At 71.1% G+C, this 22,587-nt stretch carries 2 protein-coding genes; both read left to right on the top strand.

The features are described 5' to 3' along the window. Nucleotides 1-13: 13 nt before the first annotated feature. Nucleotides 14-22,246 (top strand): non-ribosomal peptide synthase/polyketide synthase, encoded by a 22,233-nt coding sequence (locus ACFWIW_RS16935; RefSeq protein ID WP_378369296.1) that lies wholly within the window; start codon nucleotides 14-16, stop codon nucleotides 22,244-22,246. Beyond that, nucleotides 22,243-22,452, top strand: a complete 210-nt coding sequence (locus ACFWIW_RS16930) for an MbtH family protein (protein ID WP_007029404.1) — start codon at nucleotides 22,243-22,245, stop codon at nucleotides 22,450-22,452. The genes ACFWIW_RS16935 and ACFWIW_RS16930 overlap by 4 nt, the downstream gene beginning before the upstream one ends. Nucleotides 22,453-22,587 lie beyond the last annotated feature (135 nt).

Below are 22,587 nucleotides of genomic sequence, written 5' to 3'. Positions count from 1 at the left end.
TGGAGGCAACCCGATGAACCGCGGCATTCCCCTGACCCCGGCACAGCAGGGGATCTGGCTCGCCCAGCAGCTCGACCCGGCCGATCCGGTGTACACGATCGGCTGGATCGTGGAGCTTCGTGGCGACATCGACCTCACCCGGCTGGGCGACGCCGTCCGGCGGGCGGTCACGGAAGCGGAATGCCTGCACGTCACGGTCGCGCTGGACGGCGACACGCCGGTCCAGCGTCCGGTCGCCCCCGGCGAGGTCGCCGTTCTCGATTTCAGCGGCGAGCCGGATCCCGGGCGGGCCGCCGACGAGTGGGCGCGGGCCGAGCTCGCCGTCGTGACCGACCCCGCCCGGGGGCCGCTGACCGCGCATACGCTGCTGATCCTGGACGGGGACCGGGTCCGCTGGTTCCAGCGTTACCACCATCTGGTGATGGACGCGCACGGGCAGGCCGTCCTGACCCGCCGCGCGGCGGCCCTCTATTCGGGGACCGCCGAGGAGGTCTCCTGGCCGCTCTCGGGCTTGGCCGAACCCGGCTACGACGGGGAAGCCGATCGCGGCTACTGGCTCGGAGAACTCGCGGGCAGGCCGAACCCGGTGCGGTTGCTCGGACACGCGTCGGCGGGCCGGGTCCGGCTCCGGCGGCATTCGTGGGCACTGTCCGCGGCGGAGGCGGGCCGCCTGCGGAAGTTCGCGCTGGACGCGGGAACGAGGCTGTCCCGGGTCGCGATCGCCGCCGTGGCGGCGTACGCCCACCGCGTGACCGGCGCCGAAGACCTCGTCCTCGGCCTCCCGGTCACCGCTCGCCCCACCCGCGCCCTGCGTGAACAGCCGGGCATGGTCTCCAACGTCCTGCCGCTCCGGCTGACCGTGCGGCCCGAAACGACGCCGTCGCGACTCGTCGCGCAGGTCGCGGAGAAGGTCTCCGCGCTGCTGGAGCACAGCCGGTACCGCGGGGAGGACCTGGCCCGCGAGCTCGGCGCGAGCGGCGGGGTGCACGAACTCGTCGGGCTGAGCGTGAACTACATGGCCGTGGACGGCGAACTCGCGTTCGGCGACGCGAGCGCGACGGTGCGCAACCTCGAACTCGGGCCGATCAGCGACGTCGCCATCGCCGTGTACGACGCCGGCGAGGGCCGGGGCCTCCGCTTCGACTTCGACGCCGACGAGGCCGTCTCTTCCGACGACGAACTCGCCGACCATCGCCGTCGCTTCGCCGCCGTACTGGACGCCCTGCTGGAAGGCCCGGACCTGCCGCTGGCCGCCGTCGACCTGCTTTCGGGAGACGAGCGGACCCGGGTACTGGAGCTCGGGACCGCCGTCGCGGAGTCGCCCGAGGTGTCCTGGCCCGAGGCGTTCGCCGAGGTCGTGGCGCGGAAGCCGGATGCCGAGGCCGTCGTCTGCGAAGACGTCCGGATGACCTACGCCGAGGTCGACGCCGCGGCCAACCGGCTCGCGCGGCTGCTGCGGCGACGCGGGGTCGGTGACGAGGACGTGGTCGGCGTGGCGATGCCGCGTTCGGCCGACCTCGTGGTCTCCCTGCTCGGTGTGATGAAGGCCGGGGCCGCGTATCTCCCGCTCGACCTGGACCACCCCGAGGACCGTCTCGCGTACATGCTCGCGCACGCGGGCGCGGGGATCGTGGTGTCCACTGTGGAGGAAGCGGCCCAGCTTCCGTCCGGTGTGGACGTCGAGCGGATCCTGCTCGACGACCCCGCGATCACCGCCGAACTCGCGGAGCTCGATCCGTCCACTGTGGACGTGAGCGGGATCGCGCTGAGTCAGGCCGCGTATGTCATCTACACCTCGGGCTCGACGGGGAAGCCGAAGGGCGTTGTCCTGTCCCACGACGGGATCGGCAGCCTGATCAGCACGGCCACCGAGCGGATCGGCATCGGCGAGGACAGCCGGGTGGTGCAGTTCGCCTCCACCGGGTTCGACGTGACGGTCTGGGATCTGGTCATGTCGCTGTGCGTCGGCGGGACATTGATCGTGGTCCCGTCGCACCGACGCGTGGCGGGCGTCGAGCTGACCGGCTACATCGCCGCCAACGCGGCGACCCACATGATCCTGCCGCCGTCGCTGGTCGCGGCCCTCCCGGCGGACTGCGAGCTGCCGAAGGGCGCGGTGCTGATCGTCGGCACCGAGACCGTCCCGCCGGAACTCATCGCGCGCTGGGCCGAAGACCTGAAGGTCGTCGCCGCGTACGGGCTGACCGAGGCGACGGTGAACTCGACGCTGTGGGCGGCGGAGCCGGGCTGGAGGGGGCCGATCCCGATCGGCGTCCCGGATCCGAATACCCGCTGCTATGTCCTGGACACCGCGCTGCGGCCGGTTCCCGTCGGCGTCGAAGGGGAGCTGTACGTCGGCGGCCGGGGTCTCGCGCGGGGTTACGCGGGGCGTCCGGGGTTGTCGGCGGAACGGTTCGTCGCCGACCCGTTCGCCGGTGGTGGCGCGCGGATGTACCGCACCGGTGACCGGGTCCGCTGGCGTGCGGACGGGAACCTCGACTTCCTCGGCCGTACCGATCACCAGGTGAAGATCCGCGGGTTCCGGATCGAACCGGGGGAGGTCGAATCCGCGCTTGCCGCGTACGCCGGGGTCGAGCGGATCGCCGTCGTGCCGCGTGAGGTCAAGCCGGGGGACCGGCGTCTGGTGGCGTACGTCGTCCCGAGCGACGGCGGATCACCGGCGTTGCTGACAGAACTGCGTGCCCACGCGGAATCGGCGTTGCCGCACTACATGGTGCCGTCGGCCTTCGTCGAACTCGACCGGCTGCCGATCATGCCGAACGGCAAACTGGACCGCACCGCGTTGCCCCTGCCCGATTTCGGCGCCGCCGCCACCGGCCGCGCGCCGGCCACGGAGCGGGAACGGGTCCTGTGCGACGTCGCCGCGCGGGTTCTCGGCCTGGCCACGTTCGGTGCGGACGACGACTTCTTCTCCCTCGGCGGCGACAGCATCCTCTCCATCCGGCTGGTGCTGGGCGCTGCGGAACACGGTCTCGCCATCACCCCGCGCCAGGTGTTCCAGCACCGCACTCCCGAAGCCCTGGCCGTCTGCGCGGGAGCAGTGCGCACCGAGTCCACTGTGGACGAGCGACCGCTGCTGGAGCTGACCGACGCCGAACGTGCGTCGCTCGCCGAATACGCCGAAGTCCTGCCCGTGACACCGTTGCAGGAAGGGTTCTTCTTCCACGCGGAGTTCGAAGGCGGCCCGGCAGCCGACATCTACACGGTCCAGGAGGTGCTGGATCTCGAAGGCGACGTCGACGCCGAGGCGTTGCGCCGGTCGGCGCAGGCGCTGCTGGACCGGTATTCGTCGCTGCGGTCCGGTTTCCGGCAGCTCGACGGCGGCCGGGTCGTCCAGACGGTGGCACGCCACGCCGAGCTTCCTTGGCGTGAGGTGACCGCCGAAGACGCCGAGGCGGCCTTCGAGGCCGACCGCGCGCGCCGGTTCGACTTCGCGCGGCCGCCGCTGCTGCGGGCGACCTTCACCCGGCTCGGCGAGGATCGCGCCAAGCTGGCGCTCACGTTCCATCACATCATCGCCGACGGCTGGTCGGTCGTGGTGCTGCTCCGTGAACTGCTGGCGGCGTACGGGGGAGCACCCGTACTTCCGGAAGCGGGCACCCGGACCGACCACCTTCGGCGGCTCGCGTCGCGCGATCACGAGGTCTCACGCGAGGCATGGCGGGCAGCACTGTCCGGAGTGGACGAACCAACCCGGCTGATCGACGAACGAGCCGGGGTGGCGAGACGGCCCTCGCGGCTGCACTTGAGCCTGGGCGAACAGGCGACGACGGCGTTGTCCGCGATGGCCCGCGAGCACGGGCTCACCCTCGGCACCGTCCTGCACGGCGCTTGGGGCCTCCTGCTCGGCGGGCTGACCGGCCGGGACGACGTGCTGTTCGGGAGCACGGTCTCCGGCCGTGACACCGGCGCAGCCGGCCTCGAATCGGCGGTCGGCCTCTACATCAACACGGTGCCGGTGCGGCTGCGCTGGTCGGGGTCCGAGACCGTCGCCGCTGTTCTGCGACGGCTGCAGGACGAGCAGGCGGCCCTGCTGGACCACCAGCATCTCGGCCTCGGTGAACTGCAGCGTCTCGCGGGCGCGGGGCAGGAAGAACTGTTCGACACGCTTGTCGTCGTCGAGAACTTCCCGCGCGACGACGAGCGCGCGTCCGGAACTCTCCGCCTCACCGGCGTCGAAGTCACCGACGCGGTGCACTTCCCGGTCGCGGTGATCGCGACACCGGGTGAGGACCTGACGTTCAGCCTCAAATTCGACGCCGCGAGGATCGACGCGGTGGCGGCCGGGCAGCTCGCGGAGCGCTTCGCCCGGCTGCTGGAGACGCTGACCGCGAACCCCGGCCTGCCGGTCGCCGCGCTCGACCTCTTGTCGCCCGCCGAACGCGGCCGCCTCGCCGAACTCAACGCGACCGCGCATCCCGTGCCGGAGCGCACGCTGGCCGAGGCGTTCGCCGAGCAGGTCGCCAAGACCCCGTCCGCGACAGCGGTGTTGTTCAAGGACACCGAACTGTCCTATGCGGACCTCGACGCCCGCGCGGAGAGCCTGGCCCGCAGGCTGCGTTCCCTCGGCGCCGGTCCCGAAGAGATCGTGGCCGTCGCCGTGCCGCGGTCGGCCGAGCTGATGGTCGCCCTGCTGGGTGTCCTGAAGTCCGGGGCCGCCTACCTGCCGATCGACCTCGACTATCCGGCCGACCGGCTCGAATACATGCTGGCCGATTCCGGCGCGCGTCTCGTGCTCTCCGAACCCGGGACGGCCGCGCGGATCCCGGATGTCGCCGGACTGACCCAGGTCCCCGTGGCCGGCGAGCCCGTGGACGACGTCGAGGGCGCGGCCGCCGGGCCGGACAACACCGCCTACTTGATCTACACCTCCGGATCGACCGGGCGGCCGAAGGGTGTGGCCGTCACGCATCGCGCGATCGTCAACCGGCTCGCGTGGATGCAGCACGAATACCGGCTCACGGCCGCGGACCGCGTGCTGCAGAAGACACCGTCGAGTTTCGACGTGTCCGTGTGGGAGTTCTTCTGGGCGCTGTGCGAAGGCGCCACGGTGGTGCTGGCCGAACCGGACGGCCATCGCGATCCCGCCTATCTCGCGCGCGTGATCCGGGATCGCCGGATCACCACCCTGCACTTCGTCCCGTCCATGCTCGCCGCCTTCCTCGGCAGCGACGAGGCGACCGGCGATCTCGGATCGCTGCGTCAGGTGTTCTCCAGCGGTGAGGCGCTGCCCGGCGAGACCGCCGCGCGGTGGCGCTCGCTCACCGGTGTCCCGCTGCACAACCTCTACGGCCCCACCGAGGCGGCCGTGGACGTGACCTTCTTCGCCAGCACCGGCGACGACGGCACCACCGTCCCCATCGGACGTCCGGTGTGGAACACGCGGCTGCACGTCCTCGACGGCTGCCTTCGCCCGGTGCCCGACGGCGTGGCGGGCGAGCTGTACCTCGCCGGTGTCCAGCTGGCCCGCGGTTACCACGGACGGCCCGGCCTGACCTCCGAACGTTTTGTCGCCGACCCGTTCGGCGAACCCGGGCAGCGGCTGTACCGCACCGGTGACCTGGTGCGCCGCCGCGCCGACGGCGAGATCGAGTACCTCGGCCGCACCGACCGGCAGGTGAAGATCCGCGGCAACCGGATCGAGCTCGGCGAGATCGAAGCCGTCCTCGTCGCGCAGCCGGAGGTCACGGCCGCGACGGTCGTGGCGAAGGACGGCGCGCTCGTCGGCTACGTCGCCGGGAGCGCGGATCCGGAGAGCCTGCGGACCGCACTCGGCGAGGCACTGCCCGCGCCGATGGTGCCGCAGGCGTTCGTCGTCCTCGACGAATTCCCCTTGACCCCCAGCGGAAAGCTCGACGTCCGGGCCCTGCCCGCACCAGAGACCGGGCGTACCGAAGCCACGCCGGTGAACGATCGGGAGCGCGCGCTCGCGCGGATCTTCGCCGACGTCCTCGGCCTGGAGACCGTCGGCGCCGACGGCGACTTCTTCCTGCTGGGCGGCGACAGCATCTCGTCGATCGCCGTGTCGAGCCGGGCCCGGCGGGCCGGATTCGAGCTGAGCCCCAAGGACGTCTTCGAACTCCGGACCCCGGCCGCGCTCGCCGCGTCCGCCACACCGGCCGAGCCGGTGGCCGACACCGACGGCATCGGGGCCGTCCCCCTGCTGCCGGAAGTTCTCCGGCTGCGTGAGCTGGGCGACGCGGTGCAGCCGGTGTCCGTGCTGCTGACCGTGCCCGCCGGGGCCGACGTCGAGACGCTCGCCGCGGCCCTGCAGCTCGTGCTCGACCACCACGACGGCCTGCGGCTCCGGCTGTCTCGCGTCGCCTCGGTGCTGTGGTCGCTCGAAGTCCGTCCACAAGGGACTGTCCAGGCCGCGGACCTGCTTCGGCACGCGACCGGATCTCTCGAAGACGAACGCCGGGCCGCCGCCAGCCGGTTGCCGGACAATCTGTTGCAGGCCGTCCTGTTCGATGATCCCGGCAGGCTGCTGCTGGTCGCGCATCCGGTCCTGCTGGACGCGCGGAGCCTGACGGAGCTGTCCGCCGATCTCGCGATCGCCTGGCAGGCCGTGACCGAGGGCCGCCCGCCGGTGTTCACCCCCGCGCGGACGTCGTTGCGGACCATCGCCCGCCGGATCACCGACGCGGCACAGGATCCCGCGCTGCTCGGCGAGATCGAGCACTGGGCCGGGACGCTGGCGCCGGTCTCCTTCGAGGTCGACGGTGGCGATGTCACTGAACGCCGGATCACCCTGTCCGTCGAGGACACCCGGACCCTCGCCGGGGCGCTGCCGTCCGCCGTGCACGGCGACGTGACCGACGTGCTTCTGACCGCGCTGAAGATCGCCGTCGGCGGTGAGCTCCTCGTCGATCTGCACGGCCGGGTCGACCCGTCGGCCACGATCGGCGCGCTGACCTCGGTCCGCCCGGTGCGGATCACCGCGTCCGGCGAGCCGCTCGCGATGCTCAAGGCCGTCAAGGAAACCGTCCGGAAGACGCCCGAGGGCTACGGCCCGCTGCGGTACCTCAACCCCCAGACCGGGCCACTGCTCGCCGGGCTCGCGAAGCCGCCGATCGCCCTGCGGTACGACGGCCGAATCCCGGCCGGGCAGGGGGACTGGCAGGTCGCCGGGTACGCCGCCGTGCCGCCATCCGGCGACCATGGCGTGCGGATCGGGGTCGCCTGCGAGGAGACCGGGGACGGGCCGCGGCTGACGGCCACGTTCGCGGGGGGCGGAGCGCTCGCCGAACGGTGGGCCGCCGCTCTGGCCGATCTCGCGGCCGTGGACACGAACGCGCCGGTGGGGCTCACGCCTTCCGACCTCGAACTGGTCTCGCTGACGCAGGAGGAGATCGCCCGCGTCGAGCGGTCCAGCCCGGTGCCGGTCGCCGACGTCTGGCCGTTGTCGCCACTGCAGGAAGGCCTGTTCTTCCACTCCAGCTACAACTCCGACCGGGTCGACATCTACACGATCCAGGAGGCGATCGACTTCGATCACCGCCTGGACGCCGCTCGCCTGCGGGCGGCGGTGGCCGCGCTGCTGCGGCGGATCCCGAGCCTCGGCGCCGGTTTCACCAGCGAGGGGCTGCGCGGTCCGGTGCAGTTCGTGGCGGCCGAGGTCGAGCCGCCGGTGTCCGAAGTGGACCTTTCGGCGCTGCCCGAAGCCGAGCAACGTGAACGGCTCGAAGAACTCATGGCGCAGGACCGGGCGACGCGGTTCGACCTCGGCGCCCCGCCGCTGTTCCGGCTGAACCTGGTGCGGCTCGGGAACGGACGCGACCGCGTGGTGCTGAACCGGCATCTGCTGCTCTGGGACGGCTGGTCCGCCTGGCTGTTCATCGAGCAGCTGTTCGCGCTGTACGACCTCGGCGGCGACGACCGGACGCTGCCCGCGGCCGGGTCCTATGTGGACTTCCTGCGCTGGCTGGACCGGCAGGACATCGAGGCCGCCACGAACGCGTGGCGTGAGGCGCTTTCCGGCCTCGCCGAACCGACCGTGGTCGGGCCCGAAGGCCGTGACCTTGCCCCGGCGACCCCGGTCAACCTGGACACCGTGCTGCCCTCCGGCCTGAGCCGCGGGCTGCGCGAGCAGGCCCGCAGGCACGGTCTCACGGTGAACTCCGTGCTCAACGCCGCCTGGGGGCTGGTCCTGTCGACCATGACCGGACGGCAGGACGTCGTGTTCGGCGCCGCGGTCGCGGGCAGGCCGGCCGCCGTGCCCGAGATCGAGAACACCATCGGCCTGTTCCTCAACACCGTGCCCACGCGGGTGCGGCTCGACGCGGCCGAATCCGTGCTGGACCTGGTGCGGCGCCTGCAGTCCGAGCGGATGGACCTGACCCCGTACGAGTTCATGAGCCTCGGGGTCCTGCAACGCGAGGCCGGGCACCGGGTCCTCTTCGACACGCTTTTCGTGCTGCGCAACGCCGACGGTGACGAACGGCGCGACGGTCTCCGCCACCGGCACGGCATCACCGACCTGCTGAACATCGACGCCACGCACTACCCGCTGACGCTGGTGGTCACGCCGGGCGAGGACATTCGGGTCACGCTGTCCTACCGGGACGACGTCATCGACGACACCGAGGCGGCGTCCGTGCTCGACCGGTTCACGTCACTGGTCGAGCAGATCGTCGACGATCCGGCGAAACCGGTCGCCGCGCTGGCCACGGTGTCCACTGAGGACCGTGCCGCGCTGGAGGCGGGCTGGGCCGAGGCCGAACACCCGGTCATCGAGGACACGATCGCGGATCTGCTGGCCGTCCAGGCGGAGCGGACTCCCGGCGAGACGGCACTGGTGTTCGGCGAAGAACACCTGACCTACGCCGAACTCGACGCGCGGATCAACCGGATGGCCCGGCTGCTGCTGGCGAAGGGGGCGGCGCCGGAACAGGTGATCGCCCTCGGTCTGCCGCGGTCGATCGACATGGTCGTCGCGCTGTTCGCCGTCCTGCGGACCGGTGCGGCGTATCTGCCGCTGGAACTCGACTACCCGGTCGAACGGCTCGCGGTGATGCTGGAAGACGCCCGGCCACTCTGCCTGGTGTCCACAAAGGACGTTTCGGCGACGCTGCCCGCTGCCACGCCCCGGGTGCTCGTCGACGACCACGAAGACAGGGCGTTCGGCGGCGGCCCGATCTCCGACGCCGAACGCCCGCTGTTCGCGCGCAGCCGCGCGGACCGCATGGAACACCCGGCGTACGTCATCTACACCTCGGGCTCGACGGGTAAACCCAAGGGCGTCGTCACGCCGTACCGCGGCCTGACGAACATGCAGCTCAACCACCAGGGCGCCATCTTCGCCCCGGCCATCGCGTCGGCGGGCGGGCGGCGGCTGCGGATCGCGCACACCGTGTCGTTCGCCTTCGACATGTCCTGGGAAGAGCTGCTGTGGCTTGTGGAGGGGCACGAGGTCCACGTCTGCGACGAGGAACTGCGCCGGGACGCGCGGGCGCTCGTGGCGTACTGCGACGAGCACGAGGTCGACGTCGTCAACGTGACGCCGACGTACGCGCACCTGCTGATCGAGGAAGGGCTGCTGGAGGGGCACCGGCCCGCACTGGTCCTGCTCGGCGGCGAGGCGGTGTCGGAGTCGGTGTGGAACCGGCTGCGGGACACCGACGGCACGTACGGCTACAACCTGTACGGCCCCACCGAGTACACGATCAACACGCTCGGCGGCGGCACGACCGACAGCGACACCCCGACCGTGGGCAAGCCGATCTGGAACACCCGCGCCTACATCGTCGACGCCTGGCTCCGGCCGGTCCGCGACGGTGTCGCGGGCGAGCTGTACATCGCGGGTGAAGGCCTGGCGCGCGGTTACCTGGGCCGTCCCGGGCTGACCGCCGAACGGTTCGTCGCCGACCCGTTCGTGCCCGGGGGCGGGCGGATGTACCGCACCGGTGACCTGGTGCGCCGCCGTCCGGACGGCAATCTCGACTTCCTCGGCCGCACCGACGACCAGGTCAAGATCCGCGGCTACCGCGTCGAACTCGGCGAGATCGAGACCGCGCTCAGCCGGTACCCGGAGGTCGCGCAGGCCGCCGTCATCGCGCGGCCGGACCCGTCGGCGCCCGGTCTGCAGCGGCTCATCGGCTACGTCGTCCCGGCCGAACTGAGCGGGGACGCGCGCGCCGAAGCGGAAGCCGACCAGGTCGGCGAATGGCAGCAGATCTACTCGGACGAATACTCCGAGATCCCGACGGCGTTGTTCACCGAGGACTTCGCGGGCTGGGACTCCAGCTACGACGGCGACCCGATCCCGCTGGAGCACATGCGGGAATGGCGGAGCGCGACCGTCGACCGGATCGCCGAACTCAGGCCGGAACGGGTGCTGGAGATCGGGGTCGGCACCGGTCTGCTCATGGGGCAGATCGCGCCGCTCGCCCAGGAGTACTGGGGCACCGATCTCGCCGCGCCGGTGATCGCGAAGCTGAACCGCGAGCTGGAACAGGATCCGGCGCTGGCGGCCAAGGTGAACCTGCGCGCCCAGCCGGCGCACGTGTTCGACGGCCTGCCCGACGGCCGGTTCGACACGATCGTGATCAACTCCGTCATCCAGTACTTCCCGAGCGTCGACTACCTGACCGACGTCGTCACCAAGGCGATCGGGCTGCTCGCGCCCGGCGGTGCGCTGTTCGTCGGTGACGTCCGGAACCTGCGGCTCGCCCGCGCCTTCCACACCGCGATCCAGCTCACCCGCGCCGACGCCACCTCCGACGTCGCCCAGGTACGCCGCGCGATCGAACGCGGTGCCGCGCTGGAGAAGGAACTGCTGATCGACCCGGACTACTTCACCGCGCTCGCGCGGCGGCTCCCGGACGTCGCCGCGCAGGTCCGGATCAAACGGGCACGGCTGCACAACGAGCTGAGCCGGTACCGCTACGACGCGGTCCTGGTGAAAGAGCCCGCCGAGACCTTCTCGGTCACGCAGGCGCCGCGGTTGTCCTGGGAAGAAGTGGGCTCCCTTGCGGCGTTGGAGGACCGCCTCACCGGTGCGGAAACGCTGCGGGTGAGCCGGATCCCGGACGCGCGGCAGGCGCCCGAGGTCGAGGCGACCCGCGCGCTGGACGCGGGTGCGCCGCTCATCGACGTCCTGGACCTGTTCCGCGCTCCGGCCGGGGTCGAGCCCGAAGACGTGCACGAACTCGGCGAGCGGCTCGGCTTCCGGGTGTATTGCACCTGGTCGGCCGACGGCGCGTTCGAGGCCGTGTTCGTCCACGAGGGACAGACGGACGCGCTGGTCACCGGTGTGCATCAGCCGGTTTCGGTGGGCACGAGCCTGGCCAAGTACGCGACGAGCCCGACGGCGGCCCGCGGCGGCGGTGAACTGGTGCAACGCCTGCGGGAGCGGCTCAAGACGGAACTGCCGGACTACATGGTCCCGGCCGCGTTCGTCACGCTCGGCGCCCTGCCGTTGACCGACAACGGCAAGCTCAACACCCGCGCGCTCCCGGACGCCGAGCAGACGGTGCGGCTCGCCGAAAGCCGTCCGGCCGAGACCGCCGAGGAGGAGAAGCTGTGCGCGCTCTTCGGCGAGGTCCTCGGCGTGGAGGGGGTCGGCGTCGAGGACAACTTCTTCGACCTCGGCGGCCATTCCCTGCTCGCCACCCGGCTCATCAGCCGGGCCCGCACCGAACTCGGCGCCGAACTGGCCATCCGTGACCTGTTCGAAGCGCCGACGGTCGCCGAGCTGGCCGCTCGCGCGGGCGGCGGCGAACCGGCACGGCCTGCCGTGGTCCGCGCCGAGCGGCCCGATCGCATCCCGCTTTCGGCGGCTCAGCGCAGTCTCTGGCTCGTCGACCGGATGGAAGCGAACGCGGTCGCCTACAACTTCCCGCTGACCATCCGCCTGCGCGGCGATCTGGACCTCGAAGCGCTGCGGGCCGCGTTCGGCGACGTGCTCGGCAGGCACGAAGTCCTGCGGTCCGTCTTCGACGAGCACGACGGGGAGCCCTACCAGCGCGTTCTCGACGCGCCGGAGCTCCCGTTCGCGGTCGAGGACTGCGACGAGGCCGGGCTGGATGCCCGGATCGCCGAGCTCTCGCGGGCACCGTTCGACCTGGCGCGGGAGATCCCGGTCCGGCTGCGGGTGCTGCGCCTCGGCGAAGGCGACCAGGTGATCTCGCTGGTCCTGCACCACAGCGCGACCGACGAATGGTCCGACCGGCCGTTCCTCGGCGACCTGACGTCGGCCTATCGGGCGCGGCTCGCCGGTGACAGTCCCGTGTGGACGGACCTCCCGGTGCAGTACGCCGATTTCGCGTTGTGGCAGAAGGACTTCCTCGACCAGCACGGTGCGGCGCAGGTCGCCTTCTGGGCCGATGCGCTGCGCGGCGCGCCGGACGAGCTGACCTTGCCGCTGGACCGCCCCCGTCCGCTCCAGCCGACGGGCAGGGGCGGGAAGGTGAAATCCCCGCTCTCCGAGGAACTTTCGGCCGCGGTGCGCGAACTGGCGGCGAAGGCGGGAGCGAGCCCGTTCATGGTGCTCCAGGCAGCGGTGGCCACGCTGCTGCACCGGACCGGCGCCGGGGACGACATCCCGCTGGGCGCCCCGATCGCCGGACGGACCGACGCGGCGCTCGACGACCTCGTCGGGTTCTTCGTGAACACCCTGGTGCTGCGGACCGATCTCTCCGGTGAGCCGACGTTCGCCGCCCTGCTCGACCGGGTGCGCGAGGCAGACCTGGCCGCCTTCTCGCACGGCGACCTGCCGTTCGAAAGCGTGGTCGAGCGGCTGAACCCGCCCCGGGTGCCGGGACGCAACCCGCTGTTCCAGGTGATGGTGGGCTACCACCGGCAGAGCGACGCGCACGACGTGCTCGGGCTGCCCGCCGAGTGGTTCGAGATGGACACCGGCATGGCGAAGTTCGATCTGCACTTCACGATGGTCGACGACGGCACCACCGCCACGCTGATGCTGGAGTACGCCGAAGACCTCGCGGGCGAGACGACGGCCGTGCGCTTGCTGGACCGGCTCACGTCCTTGCTGGAGCAGGTCACCGCGGAACCGGACCGGCCGGTCGCCGCACTCGATGTCCTAGTCGGTGACGAACTCGCACGGGTCACGGAATGGAACCGCACGGCCCGGGAAGTCCCGGCCGCGACCCTGCCGGAGTTGTTCGAGGCGCAGGTGGGGCGGACGCCGGATGCGCCCGCTGTGGTGTTCGAGGACGTCCAGCTGTCGTATGCCGAGTTCGATGCTCGGGCGAATCAGCTGGCGCGGTGGTTGGTCGATCAGGGTGTGGGTGCGGAGTCGGTCGTGGCGGTGTCGTTGCCGCGGTCGATCGATCTGGTCGTCGCGTTGTACGCGGTGCACAAGGCCGGTGGCGCCTACCTTCCGGTCGATCGTGACTACCCGGCGGATCGCGTCGCGTTCATGCTCGAAGACGCCGCCCCCGCCGTCGTTCTCGACGAGCTGCCCGTTCTCGACGGCTACTCGGGCGAAAGCCTGGGGCGGATCGTCGACCCGTCGTCTCCGGCGTACGTCATCTACACGTCAGGTTCGACGGGGCGTCCCAAGGGTGTCGTCGTGCCGCATGCGGGCATCGTGAACCGTCTACTGTGGATGCAGGACGAATACGGTCTGGCGGCCGATGACCGGGTGTTGCAGAAGACGCCGTCGAGTTTCGACGTGTCGGTGTGGGAGTTCTTCTGGCCGTTGATCACGGGAGCGACGCTGGTGGTCGCCAAACCCGAGGGACACAAGGACCCGGCCTATCTCGCCGAACTGATCCGCACCGCCGGGATCACCACTGTCCACTTCGTACCGTCGATGCTCGCGCTTTTCCTGGAGACGGCAGACTGCACCGGTTTGCGGCGCGTGATTTGCAGTGGCGAGGCGTTGCCGTCGGAACTGGCGGCCCGCGTGGACGTCCCGCTGTTCAACCTCTACGGCCCGACCGAAGCGTCAGTCGACGTCACCGCATGGCGGGCCGGCGCCGAGACGACGCCGTCCGTCCCGATCGGACGTCCGGTGTGGAATACCCGGACGTATGTGCTGGACGCGCGGCTGAACCCGGTCCCGCCGGGTGTTCCCGGTGAGCTTTACCTCGCGGGTGTGCAGCTCGCTCGCGGGTACCTGGCCCGGCCCGGGCTGACCGCGGAGCGGTTCGTCGCGGACCCGTTCGGCGGCCCGGGGGAGCGGATGTACCGCACCGGGGACCTCGCGCGCTGGTCAGACGACGGCGTGCTGGAGTTCCTTGGCCGGGTGGACGACCAGGTCAAGATCCGCGGCTTCCGGGTCGAACTCGGCGAGGTCGAGGCGGCGCTCACCGCGTCCGGCTCCGTCGCGCGCGCGGTGGTCGTCGCCCGTGAAGACCGGCTGGTCGCGTACGTCGTCGGTTCCGCCGACGGGCTGCGGGAAGCGGTGGCGGAGAAGCTGCCCGAGCACATGGTGCCGTCGGCGTTCGTCGTGCTCGACGAGATCCCGCTGACCCCGAACGGCAAGCTCGACCGCAAGGCCCTGCCCGCACCCGAGTTCGCGGCCGCGGAAGGCCGTGAACCGCGCAACCCGCGGGAAGAGGCCCTGTGCGCGTTGTTCGCCGACGTGCTCGGCGTCGAGCGGGTCGGCATCGACGACGGCTTCTTCGCCCTCGGCGGCCATTCGCTCCTCGTGATGCGCCTGGTCAGCCGGATCTCGGCGAGCCTGGGCGCCACCGTGACCGTCCGCGACGTCTTCGACGCCCCCACCGTCGCGGCGCTGGCCGAACGGCTCGCCGAACCGTCGGCCCAGCCGGTCCTGAGCGCCGGGCACCGGCCGGATCTGCTGCCGCTTTCGCCCGCGCAGCAACGACTGTGGTTCCTGTACCGGCTCGAAGGAGTCACGCCCACCTACAACATCCCGCTCGCCTGGCGGCTGCACGGCGAGCTGGACGTGGACGCGTTGCGTGCGGCGATCGGCGACCTCGTCGAGCGGCACGAACCGCTCCGGACGGTGTTCGTCGAAGAAGGCGGCGTCGCGTCGCAGCGCATCTTGACCGACGCGCGTCCGGAGATCCGTTTCGAGGAAGCGAACGACCTCCAGGCACAGCTGACCGCCGAGGCCGGTCGCGGCTTCGCCCTCGACGAGGAACTCCCGATCCGGGCCACGGTCTTCGCCGTGTCACCGGCCGAACACGTCCTGCTGCTGGTGATCCACCACGTGGCGACGGACGAGTGGTCGCAGGGACCGCTCATGGCCGACCTCGCCACCGCGTACGAGGCGCGTCTCGCCGGACACCCTCCACAGTGGACGGATCTGGCGGTCCAATACGCCGACTACGCCCTGTGGCAACGCGAACTGCTCGACTCCACGGCCTCCGGGCACCTCGGGTTCTGGCGGGAAGCGCTGGCGGGCCTGCCCGACGAACTGCCCCTGCCCGCGGACCGGCGGCGTCCGGCCGAGTCGAGCCATCGCGGTGGTCTCGTCACCTTCCCGATCGACGCCGCGCTCACCGGGCGGCTGCGCTCGGTGGCCCGGCGGCACGACGTCAGCATGTTCATGCTGGTGCAGGCGGCGGTCGCGGCGCTGCTGCACCGGCTCGGTGCCGGGGACGACATCCCGCTCGGCGCCCCGAGTTCCGGCCGTGTCGACGAGCGGCTGGAGCCGCTGATCGGCTTCTTCGTGAACTCGCTCGTGCTGCGCACCGACCTGTCCGGCGATCCGGCGTTCGGCGAACTGCTCTCGCGGGTGCGCGCGACCGACCTGGCCGCCTTCGAGCACCAGGAGCTGCCGTTCGAGCGCCTGGTCGACGCGGTCAACCCGGAACGTTCGCTGGCCAGGCACCCGCTGTTCCAGGTCATGGTGGTGTACCTGCCCGAAGCCGAAGACGGGCTGAAGCTGCCCGGACTTCGCGCGGAGCAAGAGGACTTCGCGCAGGGCGTCGCCAAGTTCGACCTCGAATTCGGTTTCCTGGAGAACGGCGACGGGATCTCGGGCGCGATCGAATACAGCGCCGACCTGTTCGACCACGCCACCGCCGAGTCGTTCGCGCGGCGGCTGGTGACCGTCCTGGAGCAGGTGGCCGCCGATCCCGCGATCCCGGTCGGCGACCTCGACGTCCTCGGCGAGGACGAGCGCACGCTGCTCGGACAGTGGAACGACACCTCGCACGACGTCCGATCGAGCACCCTGCCGGAGTTGTTCGAGGCGCAGGTGGCTCGGACGCCGGATGCGCCCGCTGTGGTGTTCGAGGACGTCCAGCTGTCGTATGCCGAGTTCGATGCTCGGGTGAATCGGCTCGCGCGGTGGCTGGTCGACCAGGGTGTGGGCGCGGAGTCGGTGGTGGCGGTGTCGTTGCCGCGGTCGATCGATCTCGTGGTCGCGTTGTATGCCGTGCACAAGGCCGGTGGCGCTTACCTGCCGCTCGACACGGACTACCCGGCGGATCGCCTCGCGTTCATGCTCGAAGACGCCGCTCCGGCGGTCGTTCTCGACGAGCTGCCGGTGCTGGACGGCTACTCCGGCGAGGGCCTGCGACGGACCGTGGATCCCACGTCCCCGGCGTACGTGATCTACACGTCAGGTTCGACGGGGCGTCCGAAGGGTGTCGTGGTGCCGCATGAGGGCATCGTGAACCGGTTGCTGTGGATGCAGGACGAGTACGGTTTGACGGCCGACGATCGGGTGCTGCAGAAGACGCCGTCGAGTTTCGATGTGTCGGTGTGGGAGTTCTTCTGGCCGCTGATCGCCGGCGCCACGCTGGTGGTCGCCAAACCGGACGGGCACCGCGATCCGGCGTATCTCGAAGCGCTGATCCGGGACCAGCGGATCACGACCCTGCACTTCGTCCCGTCGATGCTGGAAGCGTTCCTCGCCGAAGAGCCGGAGTGGCACGGCGTCCGCCGCGTCCTGTGCAGCGGCGAGGCGCTGTCGCCGGAGCTGGCCGCTCGCGTGACCGTCCCGCTGCACAACCTCTACGGGCCGACAGAGGCTTCGGTGGACGTGACCTCCTGGGAGGTCGTCGATAACACCGTCCCCATCGGACGTCCGGTGTGGAACACCCAGGCGCACGTGCTCGACTCCCGGCTCCGTCCGGTGCCACCGGGTGTGGCGGGCGAGCTGTACCTGGCGGGCAAGCAGCTCGCGCGTGGCTACCTCGGCCGGGCCGGGCTCACCGCGGAGCGGTTCGTGGCGAACCCGTTCGCCGCGGGGGAGCGGATGTACCGCACCGGCGACCTCGCGCGGTGGCGGGCCGACGGCGCGCTCGACTATCTCGGCCGCGCAGACGACCAGGTCAAACTGCGCGGCTTCCGGATCGAGCTGGGCGAGATCGAGTCGGTGCTCTCCGCGCGGGTGGTCCTGCGGGAGGGCAGGCTCGTCGCGTACCTGACCGGGGAAGCCGACATCGAGGAGGCCCGGCGGCTCGCGGAGGCCACGCTGCCGGAGTACATGGTGCCGTCCGCATTCGTTGTGCTGGACGCGTACCCGTTGACACCCAACGGAAAGCTCGACCGCAAGGCGCTGCCCGCGCCGGACTTCTCCGGCGAGGTCACCGACGCCGCCCCGCGCACCCCTCGCGAGGAACTGCTCGCGTCGCTCGTCGCGGAAGTGCTCGGGCTGGAGAAGGTCGGTGTCCACGACGACTTCTTCCGCCTCGGCGGGGACAGTATCGTCGCGATGCAGCTCGTCGGCCGCGTGCGGCGGGCGGGGCTGCTGCTGAGCCCGCGTGACGTCTTCCGGCACAGGACCGTCGCTGCCTTGGCCGAGGTCAGTGCCGTGCGGCTCGACGCACCCGCGCCCGAGAGCGGGAAACCGTTGGTGGAGCTCGACGAGAGCGAGCGTGCGGAGATCCTCGACGTCGCACCGGACACGGCCGAGGTGTGGCCGCTGACGCCGTTGCAGGCCGGGTTGCTCTTCCACGCGACGATGGACGGGGACGGACCCGACGTCTACACCGTCCAGGTGTCCTTCGATCTCGAAGGGCCGCTCGATCCCGCTCGGTTGCGCGACGCCGCTCAGGCACTCGTCGACCGGCACGCCGTCCTGCGGACCGGCTACCGCTACCTCGCGTCCGGCCGTCCGGTCGCGCTGGTGGCGCGTTCGGTCACGGTTCCCTGGCGTTTCGTCGCTTCGCCGGACGCCGTCGAAGCGGAGATGGCCCACGACAGGCGCCGCTTCGATCCGGCGGCCGCGCCGGTGCTGCGTTTCCTGCTGCTCGCCCTGCCGGACGGACGGCACCGGCTGGTGTTCACCCACCAGCACGTGCTGCTCGACGGCTGGTCGGTGCCGCAGCTGTTCGCGGAGCTGTCCCAGCTCTACGCCGGAGCCGACCCGACGCCCGCGCGGGACTATCGCGACCATCTCGCCTGGCTCGGCGAGCAGGATCAGGAAGCCGCGGAGTCCGCGTGGCGGCAGGCGCTCGACGGCCTGACCGAGCCGACCCATCTCGTCCCGCACGACCCGCAGCGCGTCCCGGCCCTGCCGGAGCGGCTGTCGCTGGAGCTGCCGGAGCAGGCGACCGAGGCGCTGACCGGGGTCGCCCGTTCACGCGGCCTGACGCTGAACACGCTGGTCCAGACCGCGTGGAGCATCGTGCTCGGCAGGCTGACCGGCCGTTCGGACGTCGTCTTCGGCGCGACGGTCGCCGGGCGCCCGCCCGAACTGGCCGGGGTCGAGCGGATGATCGGCCTGTTCATCAACACCATCCCGGTGCGGATCGCGCTCGACCCGGCCGAAAAGCTGGGCGACCTGCTCGACCGGGTCCAGGACGAGCAGTCCGGATTGCTCGCGCACCAGCACTCCGGGCTCGCCGACATCCAGCGCGGCGCCGGGCTGGGGGAGCTGTTCGACACGCTGATGGTGTTCGAGAGCTACCCGGGCGCGGACGAGGACGAGACGGGTGCCGGGTTGCGCGGGGAGATCGTGCGTCACGACGACTCCACGCACTATCCGCTCACCTGGGCCGTGGAGCCGGGAGCACGGCTGAAACTCACCGCGGAGTACCGCTCCGACCTGTTCGAAGCCGGGCTGCCGGAACGGCTTCTCCCGGCGATGGAGCGCGTGCTCGCGGCCATGGTGTCCGATGTGGACTCGCCCGTCGGCCGGGTCGACATCCTGGGCGAGGCCGACCTGGACCTGATCGTGCGCGAGTGGAACGGGACGGCGCTCGCCGTCGAACCGTCCACTGTGGCCGGTCTGTTCGAGGGTCAGGTGCGGCGTTCGCCCGGCGCGACGGCGGTGGTGTCCGGTGCGGTCTCCTTGACCTTCACCGAACTCAACGAGCGTGCCAACCGGCTGGCCAGGGCGCTGGTCGCGCACGGTGTGGGCCCGGAGGACTTCGTCGCCTTGGCGTTGCCGCGTTCGGCCGACGTGCTGCTGGCGATCCTCGCGGTGCACAAGGCGGGGGCGGCGTACCTGCCGCTCGACCCGGACTACCCGGCCGAGCGGCTGGCCGCGATGCTCGCCGACGCGCGGCCGAAGGTGATCCTGGCCGAGCCCGAGCTCCTGGAGTCGTTGCCCCGGACGGAGATCGAGACACTGGCGCTCTGCGCGCTCGTCACCGAGGACCGGCAGGCGCACGACCTGACCGACCGGGACCGCGTCCGCCCGCTCGTCCCGGAGCATCCGGCGTACGTGATCTACACGTCGGGCTCGACCGGCACGCCCAAGGGCGTCGTCGTCCCGCATCGCGGTGTGGTGAACCTGTTCCACAGCCACCGCGCCACCTTGCACCGGCCCGCGGTCGAAGCGACCGGCAAACCGCATCTGCGGGTGGGGCACGCGTGGTCGTTCTCCTTCGACGCCTCCTGGCAACCCCAGCTGTGGCTGCTCGACGGGCACGCCGTGCACATCGTGGACGAGGAGACGCGGCGCGACCCCGAGCTGCTGGCCGCGATGATCGAACGGGAGGACTTCGACTTCATCGAGGTCACGCCGTCCTTCTTCGCGCAGATGGCGGACGCGGGCCTGCTCGACGGCGACCGGTGCCCCCTCGCGGTGATCGGTGTCGGCGGTGAGGCGGTACCCGAGAGTCTGTGGCGCCGTCTGGCCACTTTGGACGGTACCGAGGCCTTCAACCTGTACGGGCCGACCGAGTCCACAGTGGACGCCCTGGTCGCGCGGATCGGCGACAGCGACAAACCGCTGGTCGGCAGGCCGGTCGCGAACACCAGGGCCTACGTGCTGGACGCGGCGCTGCGGCCGGTGCCGCCCGGGGTCACCGGTGAGCTGTACCTCGCCGGTGCCGGGCTCGCCCGCGGTTACCTCGGGCGGACGGCGCTGACGTCGGAGCGGTTCGTGGCGGATCCGTTCGGCCCGGCGGGAGCCAGGATGTACCGCACCGGAGACCTCGCCCGCTGGACCGCGGACGGACGCCTCGACTTCGGCGGGCGCGCCGACGACCAGGCGAAGATCCGCGGGTTCCGGGTCGAGCCCGGTGAGATCGAAGCCGTGCTCGAACGCCACGGCGACGTCGCTCAAGCCGTCGTCCTGGTGCGTGAGGACCGGCCTCGGGTCAAGCAACTCGTGGCGTACGTGGTGTCCACTGTGGATCGGGACGAGTTGCGGCGGTTCGCGGCCGAGACGTTGCCGGACTACATGGTCCCGGCGGCGTTCGTCACCCTCGACGCGCTTCCCACGCTGTCGAACGGCAAGCTGGATCGCAAGGCGCTGCCGGCGCCGGACTACTCGGAACTCGCCGGTGGCCGCGCGCCCGAGACCGCGCTGGAAAAGACCTTGTGCGCGCTCTTCGCGGAAGTGCTCGACGTGCCGGAGCTGGGTGCCGACGACGACTTCTTCGCCCTCGGCGGGGACAGCATCGTCGCGATGCGGCTGGTCGGCCGCGCACGCGCGGCCGGGCTGAAGATCACGCCTCACGACGTGTTCGCGGGCCGGACGGTCGCGGCGCTGGCGGAGGTCGCAAAACGGATCGAGGACGACGGCACGGTCGCGCTCACGCCGATCATGCACGCGCTCCGCGAACTCGGCGGACCGATCGACGGTTACCACCAGGCCGCGCTGGTGCGGACGCCCGCTGGAATGACCGGTGAGCAGCTGAAGACCGTGCTCGACGCACTCGTGGCGAGGCACGACATGCTGCGGGCTCGGCTCGACCGGTCGGCCGACGGCTGGGCGCTGCGGGTCGCGGAGTCCGCGGAGGTGCTCGTCGAGCGTGTCGAGGCCGAGGACGGTGATCTGTTCGCGCTGATCGAGCGGCACGCGAAGCCGGCCCGCGCCAGGCTGAAACCGGACGACGGTGTGATGCTGAGCGCGACGTGGTTCGACGCGGGCTCGTCTGAGCCTGGACGGCTGCTGCTGATGATCCATCACCTGGCCGTCGACGGCGTCTCGTGGCGGATCCTGCTGCCCGACCTCGCTTCCGCCTGGGAATCGGTCGAACGCGGCGAGACGCCGACCTTGTCCTCTGTGGACACTTCGTTCCGGCGATGGGCGCAGGTTCTGTCCACACAGGACCGTTCGGGTGAGCTGGACCGATGGAAGTCGGTGCTGGCCGGTGGGGATCCGATCCCGCTGGACCGGCCGCTCGACCCCGCTCGGGACGTGCAGTCGACCGTGCGGAAGGTGTCTCTGACGCTGCCGGCCGAGCGGACCGCCCCGCTGCTTTCCCAGGTACCGTCGGCGTTCCGGGCGACGATCAACGACGTCCTGCTCACCGGCCTCGCCCTCGCCGTCGCCAGGTGGAGGCGGGGACAGGCGGTGCTGGTCGACGTCGAGGGGCACGGCCGCGAGGAGGAACTGGCCGCCGGGGCGGACCTTTCGCGCACGGTCGGCTGGTTCACCAGCGTCGTGCCGGTGTGCCTGGACCCGGGCGACGTCGACCTGGACGACGCCTTCGCGGGCGGAGCAGCCGCCGTCGAAGCGCTGAAGCGGGTCCAGTCTCACCTCGACGGATTGCCGGACGGCGGTATCGGGCACGGAGTGCTCCGCTATCTCGACCCCCGTACCGGGCCTGAACTCGCGAGGTCCGCGAAGCCGCAGATCGAGTTCAACTACCTTGGCCGGATCGGCGTCCCCGAAGCGACCGACTGGTCGTACGCCCCGGAGGCCGAGGCTGCCGAACTCTGCGCCGACGACGGGATGCCGGTCTCGCACGCGCTGACGGTCAACGTCCTGGCCGAGGACCGCCCCGGCGGTCCCGAACTGGCCGCACACTGGTCGTGGCCGGAGGCCGTGCTCACCGAAGACTCGGTGCGGGAACTCGCGGAAGGCTGGTTCCTCGCGCTGGACGCGCTCATCCGCCGGGCTGATTCACCGGCCGCAGAGAAGGAGAACAAGGAATGACGAACCCGTTCGAGAACCCCGACGGCACGTACCTGGTGCTCGTCAACGACGAAGGGCAGCACAGCCTGTGGCCCGAGTTCGTCGAGGTCCCGGCGGGCTGGACCACGAAGTTCGGCCCGGCCTCGCGTCCGGAGTGCCTCGAGTACGTCGAGACCAACTGGACCGACCTCCGGCCCGCTTCGCTCGTCAAGGCCATGGAGTCCTGACCCGCTTCGTTCCGTGAAGGCCTCCGGTTTCGCCGATCACGCGTGATTGGAGGCGGATCACGCGTGTCTGGAGGCGGATGTCGGTGTTCGGCTTCCAAACACGCGTGTTCCGTCTCCAATCACGCGAGTTCGGTG

This window comes from Amycolatopsis sp. NPDC058340 (genome assembly GCF_042723975.1).
Taxonomy (GTDB): domain Bacteria; phylum Actinomycetota; class Actinomycetes; order Mycobacteriales; family Pseudonocardiaceae; genus Amycolatopsis.
The sequence above is the reverse complement of the archived record's forward strand: the minus strand, read 5'-3'. Positions and strand labels throughout refer to the sequence as shown.